Raw genomic sequence first — 15,255 nt, 5'->3', positions numbered from 1 at the left:
CTCAGGAGACCTGCGACTCGCCCGGCGACAGGGTCAGCACGTCCACGCCGGTCTCGGTGACCGCGATCATGTGCTCCCACTGTGCCGACAGCTTGCGGTCCTTGGTCACCACGGTCCAGCCATCCGGCAGCACCTTGTTGTAGCGGGTGCCCTCGTTGATCATCGGCTCGATGGTGAAGGTCATGCCCGGCTGCAGCACCAGGCCCTGGCCCGGGCGGCCGTAATGCACCACCTGCGGCTCATCGTGGTAGACCTTGCCGATGCCGTGGCCGCAGTACTCGCGCACCACGCTGAAACGCTCGCCTTCGGCATAGCTCTGGATGGCATGGCCGATGTCGCCCAGCGTGGCACCCGGGCGTACCGCGCGGATGCCGCGCCACATGGCTTCGTAGGTGGTTTCCACCAGGCGGCGGGCCATCACCGACGGCGTGCCGACGAAGTACATGCGGCTGGTGTCGCCGTGCCAGCCATCCTTGATGACGGTGACGTCGATGTTGATGATGTCGCCATCCTTGAGCACCTTCCCTTCGCTGGGGATGCCATGGCAGATGACGTTGTTGACCGAGGTGCACACGGTCTTCGGGAAGCCGCGGTAGCCGACGTTGGCCGGAATGGCGCCCTGCACGTTCACGATGTGGTCGTGGCAGATGCGGTCCAGTTCCTCGGTGGTGACACCGGGCTTGACGTGGGGGGTGACGATGTCGAGCACTTCGCTGGCCAGGCGGCCAGCGATTCGCATCATCTCGATTTCCTGCGGGGTTTTCAGATTCACGCTCATGGCCGCCATTATCGCCGATCCGGCCACAATCTGAACGAACGCCACCCAACTGGCGATCCGGGCCATGCACGGTTCCGGCAAGGAAAGTGAAAGCGTGACCCCCGCCACCCTTTCGCCTCCTCATTTATCACGGAATACAGACACTTACGCCACCTAAGCTGGGGTCACCGTCGCCGAAGCGGTGCCGAACGTGCCGCCTTCGCCTTGTTCAACGGACCTTCGGGTCAGGGAGGTTGTCCATGCGATCCGCGCTTCGTTCCCCGCTTGCCTGGGCTTTGACCGGGGTTCTGCTGTCCAGCCCGGCCCTGGCCGCAGACACCACCACCTTCAATGTCACCCTGGTGGTCACCAAGGCCTGCACCATCACCGCCGCGGCGGCCACCAACGTCGACTTCGGCACCGCCGCCTCGACCACGGCGACCCCCACCCTGGGCCAAGGCACGGTCACCGCCCAGTGCTCGGCACTGACCCCGTACACGATTTCACTGAATGCAGGTGCCAACGCCAGCACCGCCAATGACGTCACCACCCGCCGGATGAAGAACACCAACGCCGCGGTGACCGCCAACAACTACGTCGGCTACCAGCTCTACCAGGACGCCGCACACACCCTGGTCTGGGGTGCCACCTCCGGTACCAACACCCAGGCTGGCATCGGCACCGGGCTGGCCGTGCCCTACATCGTCTACGGCCAGATCCTGAACCTCAGTACGAACAACCCGGCGACCGGCAACTACCTGGATACGGTTACCGCCACGATCACCTATTGATGGAGCACGCCCGCATGGCCCGACCCCGCCCGTGGCGCGCCACCGGCGTGGCGCTGCTCGTCCTGAGCCAGGTACTCGCCGCCCCGGTCGAAGCCACCAGCCTGCAGGTCGCCCCGACCAGCCTGCAGCTGGAAGCGCGCCAGCGCGCCGGCGAGCTTTGGCTGACCAACAGCGGCACCTCGCCGGTGAAGCTGCAGGTGCGGGTGTTCCGCTGGGTGCAGCAGGACGGGCAGGAACAACTGTTGCCCACCGATGGGCTGGTGGTCACCCCGCCGATGCAGGAACTGGCTGCCGGACAGCAGCAGCTGGTCCGGGTGATGCGTCCGGACAGGACGCCACCGCCTGCACAGCAGCATTACCGATTGATCGTCGACGAGGTGCCCGATCTGGCCACCCGTGCCGAAGGGATGCAGTTCGTGCTGCGCTATTCGATACCGGTGTTCGTGCAGCCCGCCGCCGGCAAGCTTGCGCCGCAGCTGCAGGCCCGCCTGGTGCAGTTGCCCGATGGCCGCAACGGCGTCGAGGTGGCCAACGCGGGCAACAGCTATGCGCAGATCGCCGATCTCGCGCTGGGTAGTGCCACGCGCCCGCGCATCGTGCATCCCGGACTGCTGGGATACGTGCTGCCCGGGCAGGTGATGCGCTGGCCGATCGAGCGCACGGCGATCGACCGCGACAACGACCAGATCACGGCCAAGCTCAATGGCGAGTCGGAACAGACGCAGCTGTCGCCTCCATCGGCTCGCTGAGGCGCTGATGGGTGCGCTGCTTGCTGCCCTGGCTCCTGCGGCGATCCAAGCCGCCGATGTGTCCGGTGCAGCGGCCACCACCGCCGCCGATGTATCAGGCATCTCCGCCGATGCGATCCTGCCACCGCCCACACCATTGACCGCCAACCAGACGCTGTACCTGGACGTGGCGCTCAACAGCACCCCACGCGGCCTGATGCCTTTCATCGAGAACCGTGGCCGCCTGCAGGCCAGCCCCGACGTGCTGCGCCAGCTCGGCTTCAACGCCAACGGCGATGCACCGGTGTACCTGGACCAGATCAGCGGCGCGGTGGTGCGCTATGACGCACGCCTGCAGACCCTGGCGCTGGATGTGCCGCTGGACCAGCTGACCCTTCCGACTACCGTGCTCAGCCGCCCGCAGACGCGCGCCCCTGCAGGCAGTGCCTCACCCGGACTGCTGCTCAACTATGACGTGTATGGCAGCCGGGTGGATACGCTCGGCAACCTCAGCCTGAGCTCGGAACTGCGCCTGTTCGGCGTCGGCAACGGTACCTTCGAAAACACCGCGGTCAGCCGACGCTACCAGCAGCCCGGCGATCGTCGCTGGCGCGGTGAGAGCGTGCGCCTGGACACGCGCTGGAGCCTGGATTTCCCCGACAAGGCGATGACGCTGGAGGTCGGCGATTTCTACAGCGGCTTCGTCGACTGGACCCGCCCGGTGCGCCTGGGCGGCCTGCAGATCGGCCGCAACTACGGCCTGCAGCCGTATCGCGTGCTCACTCCCACGCCCAGCTTCCTCGGCCAGGCCGTGGTGCCCTCCACCGTCGAGCTGTATGTCGACGGCCTGCGCCAGTACAGCGGCCAGGTCCCGGTCGGCCCGTTCCAGCTGGCCGCGCAGCCAGGCATCAGCGGCACCGGCAACGCGCAGGTCGTGGTCACCGACGCATTCGGCCGCATGCAGACACTGGATTTCAGTTTCTATGGCACCCAGCAACTGCTGGCCAAGGGACTGTCCGACTGGTCGGTCGGCGTCGGCCACCTGCGCCAGGACTTCGGCCAGCGCTCCTTCGCCTACGACGATCGCACCGTGGCCAGTGCCAGCTGGCGCGGCGGCATCAGCGATACCTTCACCGGTGAAGCGCATGCCGAAGGCGGAGGTGGCCTGGCCCAGGCCGGCATCGGCGGCTGGTGGCTGCTGGGCGGCGCCGGCGTGTTCAACGCGGCCTACGCGCACAGCAACCATCACGGCCTGCAGGGCGGGCAGTGGGCACTGGGTTACAGCTGGAACAACCGCCGTCTCAACGTCAACCTGCGCAGCGTGCGCAGCTACGGCGACTACCGTGACCTCGGCGCGCTGCAGGGCAACCTGCCGCCGAGCATCAGCGAACAGGCCACGGTCGGGCTCGATCTGCTGCGGCTGGGCACGCTCAGCGCCAGCTACCTGCGCCTGCGCTACCCCGATGGCGAAGACAACCGCTATGCCAGCCTGTTCTGGTCGCGCACCTGGAGCCAGCGCTGGTCGGCCTACCTGTCGGTGAACCAGAACCTGGACCAGAGTGATGACCGCAGCATCTATCTGTCGGTGACCGCCAGCCTGGGCAACAACCGCCAGGCCAGCCTGTCCAGCCAGCGCAACGGCGACAGCCAGACCTGGGTGGCCGACGTCACCCAGCCGGTGCCCGGCGATGGCAGTGCAGGCGGCATCGGCTGGCGCGCGCAGGTGCGCCACGGCGAAGACGGCAACGGCGGCCTGGCCGAAGTCGGCATCCTCAATGACATCGGCCGCTACTCGTTCGGCGCCTCGCGCCAGGGCGGGCTCAACTATGCCTACGGCAGCGCCAGTGGCAGCCTGGTCTGGATGAGCGGGCACGCGTTCGCCACCCGCGAGGTCTCGGACGCGTTCGCGGTGATCAGCACCAACGGCGTCGGTGGCGTGCCGGTGCGTCTGGAGAACCGCCTGATCGGCGTCACCGATGATCGTGGCCTGTTGCTGGTCAGCCCGCTGCTGTCCTGGCAGCGCAACCGGGTCTCGATCGACACCCTGGACCTGCCCGAGGACATGCGTGCCGACCGCATCGAGGACTGGGTGACGCCGCGCCAGCGCGCCGGTACCCACGTGACGTTCCAGTTGCGCTCCCGTCCCTCTCTGAGCCTGACGCTTCATTGCATGGACGGGCAGCCACTGGAAGTGGGCAGCGAAGTGCAGCTGCCCGATGGACGCCAGGCCACGGTGGGCTATGACGGCCTGCTGTACCTGGAAGACATCGCTGCCGGCAGCGTGCTGTACATCACCACCAGCCGCGGCCAGTGCCGGGTGAAGGTACCCGACCCGCCCAAGGTGGTGGCGTCTGGCGCCCGGCCGAAGCCGGCACCGCTGCAGTGCATTCCGGAGGTCGCGCCGTGAGGGTGCTGCTGCTCGGCGTGCTGCTGGTCGCCGGCCTGCTCGCGGCACTGCCGGCCCAGGCGACAGCGGTCTGCACGGCAATCGCGAACCCGACCCTGCCATTCGGCAACATCAACAGCAACGCTCCCGGCCCTGCGGCGGCAACGCTGAACATCACGGTGACCTGCACCACCGCCGCACTGAGCCTGCTGGCCACCACCGGCGTCCGCGTCTGCGTGGGTATCGGCGCCGGCAGTGGCGGCGGCAGCAGCTCCACCTTCCGCACGATGTCCACCTCCACCAGCGACACCATGAACTTCCAGTTGTACAACACCGCCAGCTACAGCCAGGCCACCGGCCTGGTGCCGCGCGGCACGCCACCCGCGCAGGAACTGACCATGAGCTACAGCGTGCCGCTGCTGACCGGCGGCAGCGGTGCGCAGTCCGTGCAGCTGTTCGCGCAGATCCCTGCCAACCAGATCCTCGCTTCGGGTGCCTACAGCAGCACCTTCAGCGGCGCCAACGTGGTGCTTACCTGGGCCTGGAACGAAGTCCTGCTCGGCACCGCCACCGTGCCGGCCACCTGCAACGGCGGCGCGACCGGCACCAACAGCGCGAGTGGGGCTTTCAGCTTCACCGCCACTGCCAACGTGCTGCCGCAATGCGGCAGCTACGTCACCACCAGCATGGACTTCGGCAACGTCACCGGCAGCATTCCCGCCAACATCGACCGGACCGCCACGCTCACGCTGACCTGCCTGAAGAACACTGCCTACCAGATCAGCCTCAACAACGGCCAGAACAACCCCGGCGCCTCCACCACCCGGCGCATGGCCACCACCATTGGCAGCGGCACCTACTACCTCCCCTATGAGCTGTACCGCGATGCCGCGCGCAGCCTGCGCTGGGGTAGTACCCTCAACGTCGATACCGTTGGCGGCACCGGAAGTGGCAGCGCGCAGCAGCTGACCATCTATGGCCGGGTGCCGCCGGTCACCGGCCAGCCCGCGGCCGGTACCTACAACGATCTGGTGCAGGTGACGATCACCTATTGAGTCCCCTGTAGAGCCGAGCCCATGCTCGGCTTCATTTTCTGGCATCCGGCAAGCCGAGCATGGGCTCGGCTCTACAGTTCCGGCGCAACCTGCCGATACCGCGCAACGGGTCCTACAGCACGGTGGATGGCAGGTGGTTCGCGCACTTCTGATCGGGGCGATGCTGGTCGCCAGTACGCCCGCGTGGGCCGATCCCGGCAGCACACCCCTGCAGATCCGGCTGACCGTGGTCGAGGGCTGCAGCGGTGATGCCGGCAACACCCGATGCGCGGCACCGCACAAGCGCAGCGACGCGCCCGAGCTTCCGCAACAGATCCGCGATCTCGCGCCGCCGGCCGACAGCGACGACGCGGCGCCCGCCGTGACCGTCATCTACTGATGCGTACCCTGCTCAGCCTGCTGGTACTGCTGCTGGCGCTGCCCGCGTCGGCGCTGGACCTGGTGCCGACCACCCTGCAGCTGCCAGCCGAAGGGGGACACAGCGAGCTGTGGCTGTACAACCCCGGTCCCCGCCGCTGGCAGGGCGAGGTTCGGATCCTGGCCTGGGAACAGCAGGCCGACGCGGAAAAGCTGCGGCCCAGCGACCAGATCCTGGCCAGCCCTGCCCAGCTCGACCTCCCGCCCGGCACCCGCCAACGCATCTGGCTGCTGCCCCGGGACAGGTCGCCCATTGCCGTCGAGCAGGCCTACCGGGTGCTTCTGGCGCCCACTGAACCGGACCTGCCACGGTACTCACTGCCCTTGTTCAGGGGACACGCCGTGCCCCTGGCGCGGCCTGAGCTGCATGCCGGGATCGAACCCGGTACGTCACATCCCTTTCTGCGATTGAGCAACGCAGGTACCGTACACGCCCGCCTGCACGATCTTGCGTTCGTCGCCGACGATGGCCGCCGCACCCTGCTGCTGCCGGGACTGGCCGGCTACCTGCTGGCGGGCCGGGAGCGTCGCTGGGCCCTCCCCGCCCATGCCGACGGCTATGCCCGTGGCCATTTCCAGGCCCGGCTGCAGGACGGCCGCGTGGTCGATCTGACCGTGCCGGACCCGGCAATTGCAGCGAGCGCACCGAGCGGGCTATAATCGACCGGATTCCTGCCGCCTGCGTGCGCGGGAGACCGTCCACACCGGACGTCACCGGTGAATCCACACCTGCTGCCCCCATCCGTGCCGGGGTGCTCCGCAAGGAGTTCGGCCACGGAGGCAACAGGGAAGCCCAACCCCGGAACCGATCGCGCTTCCACGCGTCCCGCATACCTATCCCCGCGGGCGGAATCGCTGGTTCCATATCAGGAGTATTGCAATGCCCCAGGTCACCATGCGTCAGATGCTGGAAGCCGGCGTCCACTTCGGCCACCAGACCCGCTACTGGAACCCGAAGATGGCTCCGTACATCTTCGGCGCCCGCGGCAAGATCCACATCATCAACCTGGAAAAGACCGTCCCGCTGTTCAACGACGCGATGAACTTCATCTCGTCGGTTGCCCAGAAGCGCGGCACCGTCCTGTTCCTGGGCACCAAGCGCAGCGCCCGCGAAACCATCAAGGAAGAAGCCGAGCGTTGCGGCATGCCGTTCATGAACCAGCGCTGGCTGGGCGGCACCCTGACCAACTTCCGTACCGTCAAGCAGTCGGTTGCCCGCCTGAAGGAACTGGAAGCCGGTGAAACCGACGGCACCTTCGAGAAGCTGGTCAAGCACGAAGTGCTGGGCCTGCGTCGCGAGCGCGACAAGCTGGAAGCCTCGCTGGGCGGCATCAAGGACATGAACCGTCTGCCGGACGCCATCTTCGTGATCGACATCGGCCACGAAGACATCGCGATCAAGGAAGCCAAGAAGCTGGGCATCCCGGTCATCGCCGTGGTCGACACCAACTACAACCCGGAACTGGTGGACTACGCCATCCCGGGCAACGACGACGCCATCCGCGCTGTGCAGCTGTACGCCCGCGCCGCTGCCGACGCCGTGCTGGAAGGCAAGGCTGCTGCTCCGCACGCTGCCTCGGTGCGTGAGGAAGAGTTCGCTGAAGCCGCTGCTGAAGGCGAAGAGAAGCCGGCCCGCCGCGCTCCGGCCAAGAAGGCTGCCAAGAAGGGCGACGACGCCCAGGCCTGATCCAGGCCCCGGGGTGGACGCCCGGCATCCACCCTCCCTGCACGCAGCCTTTGGCGCGTGACAGGACCGTGTCACACGGGCCGGCCACCATGCCGGCCCAACCCCTTTCTTTCGTGAGGTAATCCCGTGGAAATCACTGCTTCCCTGGTCAAGGAACTGCGCGAGCGCACCGGCGCCGGCATGATGGAATGCAAGAAGGCTCTCACCGAAGCCAACGGCGACATCGACGCTGCTGCTGAAGCCATGCGCAAGTCCGGCGCCGCCAAGGCCGACAAGAAGGCCGACCGCGTGGCCGCCGAAGGCCGCCTGGGCCTGGCCCAGGATGGCGGCAAGGCCGTGCTGGTCGAAGTCAACTCGGAAACCGACTTCGTCGCCAACGATGACAACTTCAAGTCCTTCGTCAATGCCGTCGCCGCTGCCGCCCTGGCATCGGGCGCCACCGACGTCGAAGCCGTGAAGGCTGCCAAGCTGGCCGATGGCCGCACCGTTGAAGAAGCCCGCGCCACCGCCGTGCAGACCCTGGGTGAGAACATCCAGATCCGCCGCATGGTCAAGGTCGACACCACCGGCAACATCGGTGCCTACGTCCACACCAACGGCAAGGTTGGCGTACTGGTCGACCTGATCGGCGGCGACGTCGAGCTGGCCCGTGGCCTGGCGATGCACGTGGCTGCCCTGAAGCCGCCGCACAACAAGGCTTCGGACGTTCCGGCCGACTTCGTCGAAAAGGAAAAGGAAATCGAGCTGGCCAAGATGTCCGAAAAGGACAAGGCCAAGCCGGCCGAGATCCTGGAAAAGATCATCAGCGGCAAGATCAACAAGATCGTCAGCGACGTGACCTTGTACGGCCAGACCTACGTGCTGGGCGACACCACCGTCGAGCAGGTGGTCAAGGCCGCTGGCGCCGACGTGGCTGGCTTCAAGCTGCTGATCGTCGGCGAAGGCATCGAGAAGGTCGTGGAAGACTACGCCGCTGAAGTTGCCAAGGCGATGCAGGTCTGATTCCAGCCTTCCGGCTGCGAAGCGACCAGAAGGAGCCGCGGGAATCCGCGGCTCTTTTTTTATTTCACCATGACTCCAGCACCGAACTTGGCTGGACTACGCCGCAGCCTGATACAGCAGGTTTATCAATAACTTAGGCGGATTCATCATATGCCGGTGCTTTCTGAAACTTGACCCGGCTTCCACCCGCTTGGCTCCCAACAGGCTCCTGGAAACCGGGTCTTCCGAGGAGTCATCATGGCGAAAATCAAACTCACCAAGTCCGCAGTCGATGCGGCACAAGCCCAAGCGCAGCCAGTCGAACTGCGCGACAACCTGGTTCCAGGCTTCCTTTGCAAGATCACCCCGGCAGGCCGAAAGGTGTTCATGCTCCAGTACCGCACAAACGCCGGAGAGCGGCGCAAACCTGCCTTGGGGCTCTATGGAGAACTGACCGTTGAACAGGCCCGGTCGCTAGCCCAGGAGTGGCTGGCGCAAGTGCGTCGGGGTGGCGATCCTGCCGCAGAGAAGGCTGCAGCGCGTCAGGCACCCACGGTCAAGGAACTGTGCATCAAGTTCATGGAGGACTACTCCAGCCAGCGCAACAAGCCGAGCACGCAAGAAGGCTACCAGAGCGTCATTGATCGCAACATCATCCCAATGCTTGGTCGCATGAAGGTGCAGGATCTGAAGCGGCCTGACGTGGCTTCGATGATGAAGAAGATGGCGCACAAGCCCGCCGATGCGAACCGCACGTTCAGTGTAATGCGCAAGATGTTCAACTTGGCCGAGGTGTGGGGCTATCGCCCTGACGGCACCAATCCATGCCGCCATGTGCCCATGTACCCGAACGGCAAGGCGACTCACCTCATCAGCGACGAGGAAATGGGCAAGTTGTTTCGCTACCTTGACCAGTTGGAGGCGGAAGGGCTGGAGCATGCAGTGATCCCGCTGGCCATCCGTCTGCAATTCGAGTTTGCCGCTCGTCGCTCCGAAATCATTGCGCTTCAATGGGATTGGATTGATCTGGAAAACCGGCGGGTGGTGTGGCCTGACAGCAAGACGGGAGGCATGTCCAAGCCCATGAGCGAAGAAGCCTATTGGCTTCTTTCGACGGCGGCCCGTAATGCTACGACGCCCCATGTATTACCGTCTCCGCGTCACCCTGATCGGCATTTGACCGACGGCGAGTATTACAACGGTTGGAGCCGCACTCTCAAAGCTGCAGGCGTGACGCATGTGGGCACGCACGGCATCCGTCACCGCTCGGCGACGGACATTGCCAATTCCGGCATCCCGGTGAAGGTCGGTATGGCGCTGACGGCGCACAAAACCGTGGCGATGTTCATGCGCTACGTCCACACCGAAGACAAGCCCGTTCGGGAGGCCGCCGAGTTGGTGGCGAGCCGACGCAAGGCGATCACCGGCGCTAAGCAATCTCCTGCCGAGGTGACGGCATGAGCAGGCGCAAGGTGTCCACCCCTCCACCAGCAGCGCCGAAGGCACTGTTGGGTGACATTCGGGCACTGATCGAGGCGGCGCATCAGCGCGCCGCCTCGGCGGTCAATACCGAACTAACCTTGCTGTTCTGGCGCATCGGCCAGCGCATCCATACGGAGGTGCTGGCCGGACAGCGCGCCGAGTACGGCGAGGAGATCCTGCCGTCCCTGGCCGAGCAGCTTGTCCGCGACTACGGACGCAGCTTCGCAAACAAAAACCTGCGCCGGATGGTGCAGTTCGCGGCCACTTACCCCCAGAAGCCAATTGTCGTGACGCTGTCACGACAATTGAGCTGGTCGCATTTCGTAGCCTTGTTGCCGCTGAAAGACCCCCTGCAGCGGGACTATTACGCTCAGATGGCGAGCACCGAGCGCTGGAGCGTGCGGACGCTACGCGAGCGCATCGAGTCAATGCTGTACGAACGCACAGCACTGTCTCAGAAGCCAGAGGAAACCATAACGCAGGAGCTGGCGGCACTGCGCGATGCGCAGCGCATGACGCCGGCGCTGGTCATGCGCGACCCGTACATCCTCGACTTCTTGGGGTTGCGGGATAGCTGGCAGGAAAGCGATTTGGAGGCTGCCATCGTCCGCGAAATGGAAGCCTTCTTGCTGGAGCTGGGCGCAGGCTTCTGCTTCGTCGCCCGTCAGAAACGCATACAGATCGACGACGAGGATTTCCACCTTGACCTGCTGTTCTACAACCGCAAGCTGCGGCGGCTGGTGGCGGTGGAGTTAAAGATCGGCGAGTTCAAGGCCGCGCACAAGGGGCAGATGGAGCTTTACTTGCGCTGGCTAGACAAGCACGAGCGGGAGCCAGAGGAGTCCTCGCCGCTGGGAATCATTCTTTGCACTGGCAAGAAACGCGAGCAGATCGAATTGCTGGAACTGGACAAGTCCGGAATCCACGTTGCCGAGTACCTGACAGCCTTGCCGCCGAGGGGCGTTCTAGTGGAGCGGCTACAACAGGCAACTCAACGGGCGCAGTTGCAGCTAGAACAGCGAGAAACGCGCAACGATTAGCCTTGTCTCAAACAGACTAGCTTGCCAATGTGCCGCTCAAGCTATCTGTGGCATATCTCGCCTCCAATCACCTAAAACCATCCTAGGGGAGTCCTGATCCTTCGCAGGCCGATCATCAACTGATGCAGCAGATCGAGGGGACGCTCACTTGCGCGCTTGGCTGCTCAAGACAGGACAATCTATCGCTTGCCGTTCGTTACTTGACATGAATCTGAAAAAATGGGGACGTTGGAGTCCCCACTTAATTAATACAAAATTATTCGATCACAATGATCGGATGACCTCGGTCACGCGGCGATCCCGGGAAATTCGAGTAGCAAACTCTCTTTCCAGGCGTGGCTGATGACTTTGACCCATAAACGCTTTCTCGACTAAAAAAGGTCGTTACACCGTCATCGCCGTCTATGAAGCCGCTATATCCATTTTGAATCAGGTTGGTCACACTTCCAACTTTTCTGTCAACGCCGATAAAGCAAAGATTAGAAATCTTCGCAACAACATCATCAGCGGTAGGACGATCCGCAACATTGTACTGAAGGCAGTCTTCCACGAGGGATTGTAACTGCTGCGCAAGAATCTTATATTGCGGGTTTGACGTCATGAAGTCCGGCCACGGTTCTCTATTTCTGTTTTGAACATTTACAGCCGCCTGGAGATAGACGCCGAAAGGAACTTTTCCGGTCAGTATCTGGAACATCATAGCGCCGAGCGACCAAATGTCGACTGATGCGCCTGGGTGTTCACCCGGCTGCCTGAACATCATCTCTGGTGCCATATAAGGAAGAGCGCCGCGAATTGTTCCAGATGTCGATCTGGTTATATCGCCTTCCCGCGCAGCTTCGTCAAAGACTTCTTCTGTTAGTGTAGCGATGCCAAAATCAGTTATTTTCAGCTCATGCAAATTAATGCCATGTTCAACAATGATATTGCTTGGCTTCAAGTCACGATGAACAACTCCAGCATGATGTGAAGCGGCAACGCCTTTGGAAACGTGCAGAAATATACGAGCAGCGAGGTGCGGGTCGATAGCTCCAAAGGTCTTGAGCTTATTTTCAAGATTGTCGCCATCAACGAATTCTTCAATAAGAAAAAGCCGACCATTCTCCTCAATGTAGTCTAGAGTTTTAGCGACGTTATGATGATTAACTCTAGCGGAAATCTTCGCACTGTTTTTGAATCTCTTATCGGGCTGTCCGGGTTGAGGTGTTTTTAGTGCAACGTTAGATTCCAACAATATGTCCTGCGCCAAATAGACGTCTTGCATACCGCCTCGACCGATATGGCGCTCTATGCGATAGCGCTCGGAGACAATATCTTGCGCATTCATGGCATTACCTCCGGGTTTGAAACATCAAAAGTCACGAACTTCCTGCCACTGCCGTTGCCGAAGGTTAGAACGCAACAACCTGGCACTATCGCCCCTGCAATGACGGGTGTGTTATTTATATAAACGGCACCAGCGACCTGGGTGACAGTGAAGGCTAAGCCGTCATATTCAATCGTGAGACTTCCCACGGTTGCATTCAGAGATATTCTTCTATTCTTGTGGTCTAGTGTGTTTGCTACGCCGTTTAAAACAACCGTGGCACGATGCCTATCCCTCAGAAGATGCTTCTCCAACAAATTCTTGATGGCTTGCATGGATGGCCTATCCTGCTTGTTTGTCGCAAGACATTGGAACAGGGCATTTGTAATTTCAGCGGGCATCCCAGCGAACGGAGTAGAAAAATCTGCTAGTGTTGGCTGGGTGGGAGGCCTATGACGCAAACTAAGGGGAGGCTCGTTGGTCAGCAAGGCTAGACATGTCACACCAAACGCATAGACATCAATGGAAGAGTCAAACGCGATTGTTTGGTCACCCCATAGTTCCGGCGCCATAAATATAGGAGTTCCTATTATGCTCCTAGTCTCTGCATCGGCATTATTTCGAGACAAACCGAAATCAAGAATCTTAACGACACCCTCGCCATCTATTTTTATGTTTCCGGGTTTAATATCTCGATGGATGATTCCGTGCGAATGAATATCAGCAAGTCCGCATGAAATCTGCCATATCAGGTTTAGATAATCCGCATTGGCAGAAAGAGATCCAGCTTGGAGTGTCTCTCCATCAATAAACTCAAGGACAATAGCGGGCTGTTGCGTGACTGCTCCTTGAATATTTACGATGTCATAAAGTTGAACGACGTGTTTCGACCTAACTTTTGACAATGCCTTTTGCTCATCGAGCAATCTACGAGCTTCGACGCCAGCCTGCAGATGCTTTAGTACAACTTGACGTTGTAGATGTTGATCTTCGCAAAAAATCACCTCCCCCATCCCGCCCCTGTCGGAGTTGTCGAGAGTTTTATATCTATTTGCTATCAACACCGACGTCTCCCTGTTCGGCAGAATTGCCAATTTCTATATCTAGTTGAACTTCTTCTGGGTAATTCTCGTTTTTCTTTTTTCGAGATTTTCGAACGGGTGGCTTTGACTTCTTCGGCGCCCCCTCATTCGTCGGTGGCTTACTGGGTATCAGTTGGGATGAAAAATCATTTTTTGCTTCATTCGTCTCATTTTGAACTTGAGCGTTTTTTGCATTAAATGCCTGGTCCTCCTCTCGCAGCCAAAGAGTAGTTAGATCTCCAGCTGCATCCCATAAACGGATTCCGCCTCCTTCATATCGTGCAAGTGATGGAGGCAACCCGGAAATGTCAAATATTGCCGATGTTGCGTTGTCATTCCCCCCGCACCACATCGCGACAGAATTAAGACGATCGGAGGCATCATTAAGGCTTGATGAATTTCCTAGAATCCTGCTGAGGGTTTTTTCTTCTATGCCGTGTATGCCATCAGTGGTAATGGCGCAAAAACCTTCCTGACAAAAAAAATCAGTTATCTTGGGTTGCATCGAATCGCCCATTCCAACAAATTGGAGTAGTTCTCGACCGCTTCCACCAACAGCTTCGACGAGAGAGTCGTCCGTTGTGTGTCGCTCAACCTTTTTCCCAGCCCCGAAAGTGTAGACACGCGTATCGCCAAGATGAACAATTATCTTAGTGCCTTGAGAATCAAGCAAAACGGCAGTCAGCGTAGAGCCGCCACCGCCTCGATATGTGTCGAACACCTGATTGTTTGACGCTTTTACAGCTTCATAGGCCCTTTCCTTGATACCTAAATTACGGTGCTGTATCAAAGAGTAGAAGAAGCTCGATATTGCCAATGAAGAGCATTTCCCTCCATCGCGCATGCCGCCCATACCATCAGCAACTGCTATCGCAAACAGGGGATTTATCGACTTCTTTCCAGTATAGAGAGCGGCCACTCGATCCTGATTCTCCTTTCGAACCAGTCCTATATCACTGGATAGCAAAAAAGGAATCTCAAGGGATTGATTGGACGTGCGGTCTGCAAGACGCCTAGAAATCCAAGCTTGTATATTTTCTTGGAATGGGTGCATTGTGTTTTCGTAACTCCTATATTGAAAGCAATCTATTTGCGTCTTCTTTGGGACTTACGTCACTTTGATTTTGAACTGCTGTGCGATAGTTACATTTTAGCTGAGGCACTTCAAAGCGTCACGCTCATAGTGGCTCACGTCGCCGACGCCTCCGACCCCGCTTGCAGACTGAGCAGCACGAGTAGCCAGGCAGCAATTCGTGCGTCCCGGCGTGCCGCCGTCGGGTTCGCGGGCTGCGCCCTGCGCCTCGTACCGAATCGCGGCCATTCGGCTTTGACCCCTGACACCTTCGGCCCCGACGGGCCTGCGCGCTCCGCTTGCCATGAAAACCGACTGTGTGCTTTGGGCGGGTGTGGGCGGTCTTGCTGTTCCCTTCACCGTATCACGGCGTTCTCGCCGTCAATGGCTGCACGCGCCATGCGCGCTTGCGGCCCGTTGGCCGTCTGCGCCCCCTGACTGCTTGCGCTGCGCCGTGCTGGCCACGGTTCC

At 61.1% G+C, this 15,255-nt stretch carries 14 protein-coding genes; 10 read left to right on the top strand and 4 right to left on the bottom strand.

Annotated elements, in window-relative coordinates:
* Position 1 precedes the first annotated feature (1 nt).
* Positions 2 to 844: a type I methionyl aminopeptidase gene (map, locus tag N5D45_RS12970; protein WP_019336946.1), complete on the bottom strand. Its 843-nt coding sequence runs from the start codon at positions 842 to 844 to the stop codon at positions 2 to 4.
* 173 nt (positions 845 to 1,017) lie between these two features.
* Here map and N5D45_RS12965 point away from each other — a divergent pair, with 173 nt between their 5' ends.
* The 10 genes from N5D45_RS12965 to N5D45_RS12920 all read left to right on the top strand — a co-directional run bounded on the left by N5D45_RS12965 (position 1,018) and on the right by N5D45_RS12920 (position 11,324).
* The gene (locus tag N5D45_RS12965; RefSeq protein ID WP_010486309.1) at positions 1,018 to 1,548 is read left to right on the top strand and encodes a spore coat U domain-containing protein; all 531 of its coding nucleotides are present in this window, start codon (positions 1,018 to 1,020) and stop codon (positions 1,546 to 1,548) included.
* Positions 1,548 to 2,297 (top strand): molecular chaperone, encoded by a 750-nt coding sequence (locus tag N5D45_RS12960; protein ID WP_197657096.1) that lies wholly within the window; start codon positions 1,548 to 1,550, stop codon positions 2,295 to 2,297. Before N5D45_RS12965 ends, N5D45_RS12960 begins: the two co-directional genes overlap by 1 nt.
* Positions 2,298 to 2,304: 7 nt before the next feature.
* Positions 2,305 to 4,683, top strand: coding sequence for a fimbria/pilus outer membrane usher protein (locus N5D45_RS12955; protein ID WP_197657095.1), 2,379 nt, complete (start codon positions 2,305 to 2,307; stop codon positions 4,681 to 4,683).
* On the top strand, positions 4,680 to 5,717 hold the full coding sequence (locus N5D45_RS12950) for a spore coat U domain-containing protein (RefSeq protein WP_197657094.1): 1,038 nt from the start codon (positions 4,680 to 4,682) through the stop codon (positions 5,715 to 5,717). The genes N5D45_RS12955 and N5D45_RS12950 overlap by 4 nt, the downstream gene beginning before the upstream one ends.
* A gap of 160 nt (positions 5,718 to 5,877) precedes the next feature.
* Entirely contained in the window at positions 5,878 to 6,096 is a 219-nt protein-coding gene (locus N5D45_RS12945) for a hypothetical protein (RefSeq protein WP_010486315.1), read from the top strand.
* Complete coding sequence (locus N5D45_RS12940) at positions 6,096 to 6,794, top strand: molecular chaperone (protein ID WP_228355177.1); 699 nt, start codon at positions 6,096 to 6,098, stop codon at positions 6,792 to 6,794. The genes N5D45_RS12945 and N5D45_RS12940 overlap by 1 nt, the downstream gene beginning before the upstream one ends.
* A gap of 220 nt (positions 6,795 to 7,014) precedes the next feature.
* A complete protein-coding gene (gene rpsB, locus N5D45_RS12935; RefSeq protein WP_005408748.1) occupies positions 7,015 to 7,821 on the top strand; it encodes a 30S ribosomal protein S2 in 807 nt (268 codons plus the stop codon).
* Between the two features lie 126 nt (positions 7,822 to 7,947).
* Positions 7,948 to 8,823 carry a translation elongation factor Ts gene (gene tsf / locus N5D45_RS12930; protein WP_010486320.1) on the top strand — a complete coding sequence of 292 codons (876 nt, stop codon included), beginning with the start codon at positions 7,948 to 7,950 and terminating at the stop codon, positions 8,821 to 8,823.
* 237 nt (positions 8,824 to 9,060) lie between these two features.
* Positions 9,061 to 10,263 (top strand): site-specific integrase, encoded by a 1,203-nt coding sequence (locus N5D45_RS12925; RefSeq protein ID WP_279939057.1) that lies wholly within the window; start codon positions 9,061 to 9,063, stop codon positions 10,261 to 10,263.
* Entirely contained in the window at positions 10,260 to 11,324 is a 1,065-nt protein-coding gene (locus tag N5D45_RS12920) for a PDDEXK nuclease domain-containing protein (RefSeq protein WP_279939055.1), read from the top strand. The genes N5D45_RS12925 and N5D45_RS12920 overlap by 4 nt, the downstream gene beginning before the upstream one ends.
* Positions 11,325 to 11,580: 256 nt before the next feature.
* Here the strand turns inward: N5D45_RS12920 and N5D45_RS12915 are convergent, their stop codons facing one another.
* The 3 genes from N5D45_RS12915 to N5D45_RS12905 are packed head-to-tail and all read right to left on the bottom strand — an operon-like array spanning position 11,581 to position 14,766.
* A complete protein-coding gene (locus tag N5D45_RS12915) occupies positions 11,581 to 12,651 on the bottom strand; it encodes a serine/threonine-protein kinase (protein WP_279939053.1) in 1,071 nt (356 codons plus the stop codon).
* Positions 12,648 to 13,694: a serine/threonine-protein kinase gene (locus N5D45_RS12910; protein WP_096989870.1), complete on the bottom strand. Its 1,047-nt coding sequence runs from the start codon at positions 13,692 to 13,694 to the stop codon at positions 12,648 to 12,650. Before N5D45_RS12910 ends, N5D45_RS12915 begins: the two co-directional genes overlap by 4 nt.
* Positions 13,678 to 14,766: a hypothetical protein gene (locus N5D45_RS12905; protein WP_279939052.1), complete on the bottom strand. Its 1,089-nt coding sequence runs from the start codon at positions 14,764 to 14,766 to the stop codon at positions 13,678 to 13,680. The genes N5D45_RS12910 and N5D45_RS12905 overlap by 17 nt, the downstream gene beginning before the upstream one ends.
* Positions 14,767 to 15,255: the final 489 nt, after the last annotated feature.

The sequence above is a fragment of the Stenotrophomonas sp. GD03819 genome (assembly GCF_029841665.1).
In the GTDB taxonomy this organism is placed as follows: domain Bacteria; phylum Pseudomonadota; class Gammaproteobacteria; order Xanthomonadales; family Xanthomonadaceae; genus Stenotrophomonas; species Stenotrophomonas geniculata.
This window is presented reverse-complemented; position numbering and strand designations above follow the sequence as displayed.